The sequence below is a fragment of the Streptomyces sp. genome (genome assembly GCF_031178505.1).
Classification (GTDB): Bacteria; Actinomycetota; Actinomycetes; order Streptomycetales; family Streptomycetaceae; genus Streptomyces; species Streptomyces gulbargensis.
Window position 1 is genome coordinate 1 of the sequence record NZ_JAPSIW010000305.1, and the last position, 7,629, is coordinate 7,629.

Genomic DNA, 7,629 nt, shown 5'->3' on the forward strand with positions numbered 1-7,629 from the left:
ACTCGACGTCCAGGATCCGCTCGGGCTCGCGGGAGAGCGAGTCGACGTTGACACAGTCGCTGCGGTGGACGCTGACGCCGCTGCCGCGGGTGACGAAGCCGATGATCGGGTCGCCGGGGACCGGGGTACAGCAGCGGGCGAGCTTCACCCACACGTCCTCGACGCCCTTGACGACCACGCCGGGGTCGGCGCTGGAGCGGCGCTTGGAGCGGCCGCGGCTCGGCGGGGCGGTCTCGGCGATGTCCTCGGTGGCGGCCTCCTCGCCGCCGAGCGCCTGGACCAGCTTCTGCACGATGGACTGGGCGGTGACGTGGCCCTCGCCGATCGCCGCGTACAGCGAGGAGATGTCGCTGTAGCGCATCTCGTGGGCGAGGGTGACGAGGGAGTCGCCGGTGAGGATCCGCTGGATCGGCAGGTTCTGCTTGCGCATGGCGCGCGCGATGGCGTCCTTGCCCTGCTCGATGGCCTCGTCGCGGCGCTCCTTGGAGAACCAGGCGCGGATCTTGTTGCGGGCGCGGGGCGACTTGACGAAGCCCAGCCAGTCGCGGGAGGGGCCCGCGCCGGCCGCCTTGGAGGTGAAGACCTCCACCAGGTCACCGTTGTCGAGGGTCGATTCGAGGGGGACGAGCCGCCCGTTGACCCGCGCGCCTATGGTGCGGTGGCCGACCTCGGTGTGGACGGCGTAGGCGAAGTCGACGGGGGTGGCGCCGGCGGGCAGCGCTATGACGTCGCCCTTGGGCGTGAAGACGAAGACCTCGTTGCGCGAGAGGTCGAAGCGGAGCGACTCCAGGAACTCGGAGGGGTCCTCCGTCTCCTTCTGCCAGTCGAGCAGCTGCCGCAGCCACGCCATGTCGTTGACGTGGTCGTCCTTGCCGGCCTTGCGGGGGGCGTCGGTGCGCACCTTGGAGGCGCCGGCGACGGCCTCCTGCTTGTACTTCCAGTGGGCGGCGATGCCGTACTCGGCGCGCCGGTGCATGTCGAAGGTGCGGATCTGGAGTTCGACCGGCTTGCCGTTGGGTCCGATGACCGTCGTGTGCAGCGACTGGTACATGTTGAACTTCGGCATCGCGATGTAGTCCTTGAACCGGCCGGGGACCGGGTTCCATCGCGCGTGGACGGTGCCGAGGGCCGCGTAGCAGTCGCGGACGGTGTCCACGAGGACGCGGATGCCGACCAGGTCGTAGATCTCCGCGAAGTCCCGGCCGCGGACGATCATCTTCTGGTAGACGCTGTAGTAGTGCTTGGGGCGGCCGGTGACGGTGGCCTTGATCCGGGCGGCCCGGAGGTCGGCCTGCACCTCGTCGGTCACTATGGCGAGGTACTCGTCGCGCTTGGGGGCGCGCTCGGCGACGAGCCGGACGATCTCGTCGTACATCTTCGGGTAGAGGATCGCGAAGGCGAGGTCCTCCAGTTCCCATTTGATGGTGTTCATGCCCAGCCGGTGCGCCAGCGGGGCGTAGATCTCCAGGGTCTCGCGGGCCTTCTTCTCCTGCTTCTCCCGCTTGAGGTAGCGCATGGTGCGCATGTTGTGCAGGCGGTCGGCGAGCTTGATGACCAGGACGCGCGGGTCCTTGGCCATGGCGACGACCATCTTGCGGACGGTCTCGGCCTGGGCGGCCTCGCCGAACTTGACCTTGTCGAGCTTGGTGACGCCGTCGACGAGGAGGGCGACCTGGTCGCCGAAGTCGCGGCGGAGGGTGTCGAGGCCGTACTCGGTGTCCTCGACGGTGTCGTGGAGGAGACCGGCCATGAGGGTCGCCGGGTCCATGCCGAGCTCGGCGAGGATGGTGGTGACGGCGAGCGGGTGGGTGATGTACGGGTCGCCGCTCTTGCGCTTCTGGCCGCGGTGCCAGCGCTCGGCCACCTGGTAGGCGCGCTCGATCTGGCGGAGCGTCGCGGTCTCGATCTTCGGGTCGTTGGAGCGGACGATCCGCAGCAGCGGTTCGAGGACCGGGTTGTACGGGGAGGAACGCTGGACGCCCAGCCGGGCGAGGCGGGCGCGGACCCGGTTCGAGGAACCGCCGGAGCGGCCGGCCGGGGCCGGGGCGGGCCGCGCGGGCGGGGTCGGGGCCGGGGCGGGCGCAGCAGGCGCGGGCCTGTTCTCCGCGGGCCGGTCCTCGGGCGCGCCGGTCCCCGGCGCGGCCCGGTCGGCCTTCGGGTCGGGCTGCGCGGCGGAGAGTGGCTGGGCCTCGTCTGGCAAGAGCGCTCCTCTGGGGGGTCCCCCCGGACCGCGTCTGGGGGAGGTTCCGGGTCCCCCGGTCAGGCCCGGAAAGGCCATGGTATCGAGCCGGGCCCCGGCGTGCCCACGCGCCCGGGTTTCGGACGGCTCGCCGGCGGGCAGGGCCCGCGGCCGGCTCTCGCGGGGCGCCCCGCGTTCCGGGCTGCCCCGGGATCCGTCCGGGAGAACGACAGGGGCGCCCCGGGGATTCCCGGGGCGCCCGTGTCGGGGTGTACGCGATCCTCAGACGGTGATCAGCGCCGTGAGCGGAGCCCCGTTCAGGGCCGGCTCCAGCCGCGCGCGGCCCGGCAGGAAGCCGAGCTCCATGAGGACCGCGACGCCCGCGACCTCGGCGCCCGCGCGGCGGATGAGGTCGAGGGAGGCCTCGGCGGTGCCGCCGGTGGCGAGGACGTCGTCGATGACCATGACGCGGTCGCCCTCGGCCAGGTCCTCGGCGTGCACCTCGATCTCGGCGGTGCCGTACTCCAGCTCGTACGCCTGCCGCAGCGTCGCCCCGGGGAGCTTGCCGGCCTTGCGGACCGGGATGAAGCCCAGGCCCGCGCGGACGGCGACGGGCGCCGCGAGGATGAAGCCGCGGGCCTCCAGGCCGACGACCTTCGTCGCGCCCTGCGCGGCGCAGAGGCCGGCGAGGGTCTCGGTGAGCGCGCCGAACGCCTCCGGGTCCGCGAGCAGCGGGGTGATGTCCTTGAACAGCACCCCCGGCTTCGGGTAGTCGGGGACGTCCCTGATGCGGCTGAGCAGCAGGGCGGTGACGTCCTGGGTCCCGGCCGTCATCCGCGGTGCTCCTGGGTGCCACGGTGCGCGGCGCGCTGGCCGCCCACCACGGCCGTCTCCGCGTCGGCGCCGTCGAAGCCGTCGTCCTTGGCGGCGGCGGAGGCCCGCTTGGCCTGGACGCGCTTCCTGAGGGCCTTGATCGCCGGCTCGCGCTCCTTGAGGTCGGCGACGAGCGGGGTGGCGATGAAGATCGACGAGTAGGCGCCGGCGGCCAGACCCACGAACAGCGACAGCGAGATGTCGTTGAGCATGCCCGCGCCGAGGACACCGCCACCGATGAAGAGGAGGCCGGCGACCGGCAGCAGCGCCACCACGGTGGTGTTGATCGAGCGGACCAGGGTGCCGTTGATGGAACGGTTGGCGAGCTCGCTGTAGGTGAAGCGGGTCTGCTTCGTGATGTCCTTCGTCTGTTCCTTGAGGGAGTCGAAGACGACGACGGTGTCGTACAGCGAGTAACCGAGGATCGTCAGCAGACCGATGACCGTACCGACGGTGACCTCGAAGCCGACCAGCGAGTAGATGCCGACCGTGATGGTGAGGTCGTGGATCAGGGCGATGAGCGCCGCGACCGCCATTCTCCATTCGAAGGCGATGGCCAGGTAGATCACCACGAGGATCATGAAGACCCCGAGGCCCGTCCAGGCCTTGTTGGCGATCTGCTCACCCCAGCTCGGGCCGACGAGTTCGGCCGCGATCTTCTCCTCGGGGACGCTCAGGTCCTTGGCGAGCTCCGAGCGGACCTTGTCGGACTGCTCGGTGTCCAGGCCGCCGACCTGGATGCGCAGGGAGCCGTTGCCGAGCTGCTGGACGATCGCGTCGTGGCCGGAGGCCTCCTCCGCGTACTCCTGGGCCTGGCTGACGGAGACGGCCGTCTTCGGGGTGGTGAAGACGGCACCGCCCTGGAACTCGATGCCCATGTTGAGGCCGCGGACGGCCAGGGCGACGATGGCGGTGATGGTGATCAGGATGGACAGGCCATACCAGATCTTGCGGTTGCCGATGAAGTCGTAGCCGACCTCACCACGGTGGAGTCGGGCGCCGAGATCTCCGAGCTTCGACATCTCACGCCTCCTTCGGTTCGACAGGGCCGGCGGGGGCGGTGGTACGGCGGGAGCGGCGCAGCGGCGGCTTGGCGCCGAGGCGCTTCGGGTCCAGGCCGGACCACGGGTGGCCGTTGCCGAAGAACTTGGTGCGGGCCAGCAGCGTCATGACCGGCTTGGTGAAGAGGAACACCACGACGATGTCGAGCAGGGTGGTCAGGCCGAGCGTGAACGCGAAGCCCTGGACCTTGCCGACGGTGACGATGAAGAGGACAGCCGCGGCCAGGAACGACACGAAGTCGGAGACCAGGATCGTACGGCGGGCGCGCGGCCAGGCGCGCTCGACGGCCGGGCGGAGCGTGCGGCCCTCGCGGAGCTCGTCACGGACGCGCTCGAAGTAGACGATGAACGAGTCGGCGGTGATGCCGATGGCGACGATGGCGCCGCAGACGGCCGGCAGGTTCAGCGCGAAGCCGATGGCCGGGCCGAGCAGGGCCATGATCACGTAGGTGAGGAGGGCCGAGACGCCGAGGCTGAGGATGGCCACCAGCGACAGGCCGCGGTAGTAGACGACCAGGTAGAGCACGACGAGGCCGAGACCGATGGCGCCGGCGATCAGGCCGGCCTCCAGCTGGTCGCCGCCGAGGGCGGCGGTGACGGTGTCGACGCTCTGGGTGTCGAAGGTGAGGGGCAGGGCGCCGTAGGACAGGATGTTGCCGAGGTCCTGGGCGGACTGCTGGTTGAAGTTGCCGGAGATCTCCGCGCTGGCGCTGAGCGTCTGGCGGACGGAGGGCGCGGAGACGACCTGGCCGTCGAGGACGATCGCGAAGCGGTTCTGCGGGTCGGTCTGCTGCGAGAGCTTGCTGGTGATCGACTGGAACTTCTTCGAGCCCGCGCCCGTGAAGTCCATGGTCACGATCCACATGCCGCGCTGCTGGTCGAAGGCGCCCTGGGCGTCGTCGACGTCACGGCCCTCGACCTCGGCCGGGCCGAGGAGGTACTTCGACCAGATGCCCGGGTCGTCCTCACCGCAGGCGACGGTCGGCTCGCTGGGCTTGACGCCCTTGCCGGCGGCCGAGCGCTGCTTGGGGTCGAGGCAGTTCAGGGAGGCGAACTTCTGCTGGAGCGCCGCGGTGGCGGCGTCCGGCGCCGGCGGCGCGGTGGGCGTCGGCGTGGCCTTCGGGCTCGCGGACCCGGAGGGCGAGGCGCTGCCGGTGGGCGTCGGGCTCGGGGCCTTGAGGGCCTCGGACAGGACGCGGCCCTGGGTGGTGGCGGTGGCCTTCGGGGTACCGGTCGCCGTCGGGCCGGTCGACTTCTCGCCGGCGGTGGCACCGGAGGAGGAGGCGCTCGGCTTCGGCGACGACGACGGGGAGCCGGTCGTGCCGGTGCTGGGCGCCTGCTGCGGCGGCACGGCGGGCGCGACGGCGAGGACGGGCCGGAAGTAGAGCTGGGCGGTGGTGCCGACCTGCTCCCGGGCCTGCTTCTCGTTCGTCCCGCGAGGGATGTTGACGATGATGTTCTCGCGGCCCTGCGTCTGGACCTCGGCCTCGGAGACGCCGAGACCGTTGACACGGCGCTCGATGATGCCGACCGCGGTGTTCATGTTGGTCTCGTTGACCGCGGACTCCTGCCCGGGGTCGGCCTTCGCCTTGAGCGTGATCGACGTACCGCCGGCGAGGTCGATGCCGAGGCGCGGGGTGGTGTGCCCCGACCAGAACATGCCGCCGGTGAGCGCGACCATGGCGATCAAGATGAATGCCAGGGCGCGGCCCGGCCGGCTCTGGGCCCCCGCCGGCCTTCGGCCCTTCTTCGGTGCTGCCACCTGTCGTTTCTCCCTGTCCAACCGCCTCGCGTTTGGGTGTGCGCGAGGCGGCCACGAAGTGTGTGTGGGGACCTTCCCCCGCAGACGTGAACCGGTCCGGGGACCGCGCGGACGCCGGTGGGCGTGGCACGTGACCCCCGGTCGCGGTTACTTGGTGTCTGCCTCGCCCTCGGCCTTGCCGTCCGTGTCGCCCTGCCCCGCCTCGGCGGTGTCCGCCTTCTTGGTCAGGTCGGTCCTGGGCCGGACGTCCTCGGCCCCGTCGGTCTGCACCGGGTCGGTGGACCCGGTCAGCGAGGAGGCGTCGTCCGGGACGACGGCGTCGGTGTCCGACTCCTCGTCGTCGCCGTGGACGATGCGGTTGTACTCGGAGTCCTCCAGGACCGCGCCGATCGCGTTCTTCGCGTAGACGGCGTGGACGCCGGGAGCGACCTCCAGGAGAACGGTCTCGTCGCCGATCTCCTTGACGGTGGCGTACATCCCCCCGATCGTCCGTACGCCGGTGCCGGGCTGCATCTGGTTGCGCATCTCCACCGCCTGCTGCTGCTTCTTCTTCGCAGAGCGCGTCATCAGGAACATGGCCCCGATGAGGACGATGAAGGGGAGGAAGGTCAGGAGGTTCACGGGACGGGATTCCTTCGCACGGTCGCGGCGATGAGCCCGCGGCCTGTTTTTCGGGGGTGGGGTACGCCGACCGGAAAGGGCGGCATCGGCGGAGTCTAGGCGAGTCCGCATCGATGGAACAACGCCCAGCATGGCACCGCGGTTCCTGGTCCGGCGAGACTCCGCGCCGTCACGCGCCCGTCACCGCGCCGTCGCGGCGGCCTCAGGTCCCGAACAGCCCCTGTTGTCCCGTCGCCCCTGGCTTCGCGGCGCCACCGGGCGGCGCGGCCTGCGGAGGAACCAGTCCGAGGTGGGCCCAGGCCGCGGGGGTGGCGACGCGGCCCCGGGGCGTGCGGGCCAGCAGCCCTTCCCGTACGAGGAAGGGTTCGGCGACCTCCTCGACGGTCTCGCGCTCCTCCCCCACCGCGACGGCGAGGGTCGACAGGCCGACGGGTCCGCCGCCGAACAGCTTCAGGAGGGCTTCCAGGACGGCCCTGTCGAGGCGGTCGAGGCCGCGGCTGTCGACCTCGTAGACACCGAGGGCGGCCGCCGCGATCTCGCGGGTGATCCGGCCGTCCGCCCTGACCTGGGCGTAGTCGCGGACCCGGCGCAGCAGGCGGTTGGCGATCCGGGGGGTGCCACGGGAGCGGCCGGCGATCTCGGCGGCTCCGTCGGGATCGATCTCGACGTCGAGGAGCCCGGCGGAGCGGTGGATCACCCGCTGGAGCTCGGCCGGGTCGTAGAACTCCATGTGGGCGGTGAAGCCGAAGCGGTCGCGCAGCGGGGGCGGCAGGAGGCCGGCCCGGGTGGTGGCGCCGACCAGGGTGAAGGGCGGGAGCTCCAGCGGGATGGCGGTGGCTCCGGGGCCCTTGCCGACGATGACGTCGACACGGAAGTCCTCCATCGCCATGTAGAGCATCTCCTCGGCGGGCCGGGACATCCGGTGGATCTCGTCGAGGAAGAGGATCTCGCCCTCCTGGAGGGAGGAGAGGATCGCGGCGAGGTCGCCGGCGTGCTGGATGGCGGGGCCGGAGGTGATGCGGATGGGCGCGTTCATCTCGGCCGCGATGATCATCGACAGGGTGGTCTTGCCGAGGCCGGGGGCGCCGGAGAGCAGGACGTGGTCGGCGGTGGCACCGCGCTGGCGGGCGGCC

General features: G+C 71.3%; 6 protein-coding genes. All 6 read right to left on the reverse strand.

Annotated features, from left to right (window positions below):
- A partial coding sequence (locus RIF68_RS19975) for a bifunctional (p)ppGpp synthetase/guanosine-3',5'-bis(diphosphate) 3'-pyrophosphohydrolase (RefSeq protein WP_309052650.1) occupies positions 1-2,200 on the reverse strand: 2,200 nt, incomplete at its 3' end.
- A gap of 261 nt (positions 2,201-2,461) precedes the next feature.
- Positions 2,462-3,013: an adenine phosphoribosyltransferase gene (locus RIF68_RS19980; protein ID WP_309052651.1), complete on the reverse strand. Its 552-nt coding sequence runs from the start codon at positions 3,011-3,013 to the stop codon at positions 2,462-2,464.
- A complete protein-coding gene (secF, locus tag RIF68_RS19985) occupies positions 3,010-4,074 on the reverse strand; it encodes a protein translocase subunit SecF (protein ID WP_309052652.1) in 1,065 nt (354 codons plus the stop codon). The genes RIF68_RS19980 and secF overlap by 4 nt, the downstream gene beginning before the upstream one ends.
- Before the next feature lies 1 nt (position 4,075).
- Positions 4,076-5,875 (reverse strand): protein translocase subunit SecD, encoded by a 1,800-nt coding sequence (gene secD, locus RIF68_RS19990; RefSeq protein WP_309052653.1) that lies wholly within the window; start codon positions 5,873-5,875, stop codon positions 4,076-4,078.
- A gap of 147 nt (positions 5,876-6,022) precedes the next feature.
- Complete coding sequence (yajC, locus tag RIF68_RS19995) at positions 6,023-6,496, reverse strand: preprotein translocase subunit YajC (RefSeq protein ID WP_309052654.1); 474 nt, start codon at positions 6,494-6,496, stop codon at positions 6,023-6,025.
- Positions 6,497-6,698: 202 nt separating this feature from the next.
- Positions 6,699-7,629 (reverse strand): Holliday junction branch migration DNA helicase RuvB (gene ruvB / locus RIF68_RS20000; RefSeq protein ID WP_309052655.1); only part of this gene is annotated, 931 nt, incomplete at its 5' end.

Bases quoted from the DNA above. Each gene is read 5' to 3' on its own strand.
- secF (WP_309052652.1), bottom strand. From the start codon at position 4,074: ATGTCGAAGCTCGGAGATCTCGGCGCCCGACTCCACCGTGGTGAGGTC.
- RIF68_RS19980 (WP_309052651.1), bottom strand. From the start codon at position 3,013: ATGACGGCCGGGACCCAGGACGTCACCGCCCTGCTGCTCAGCCGCATC.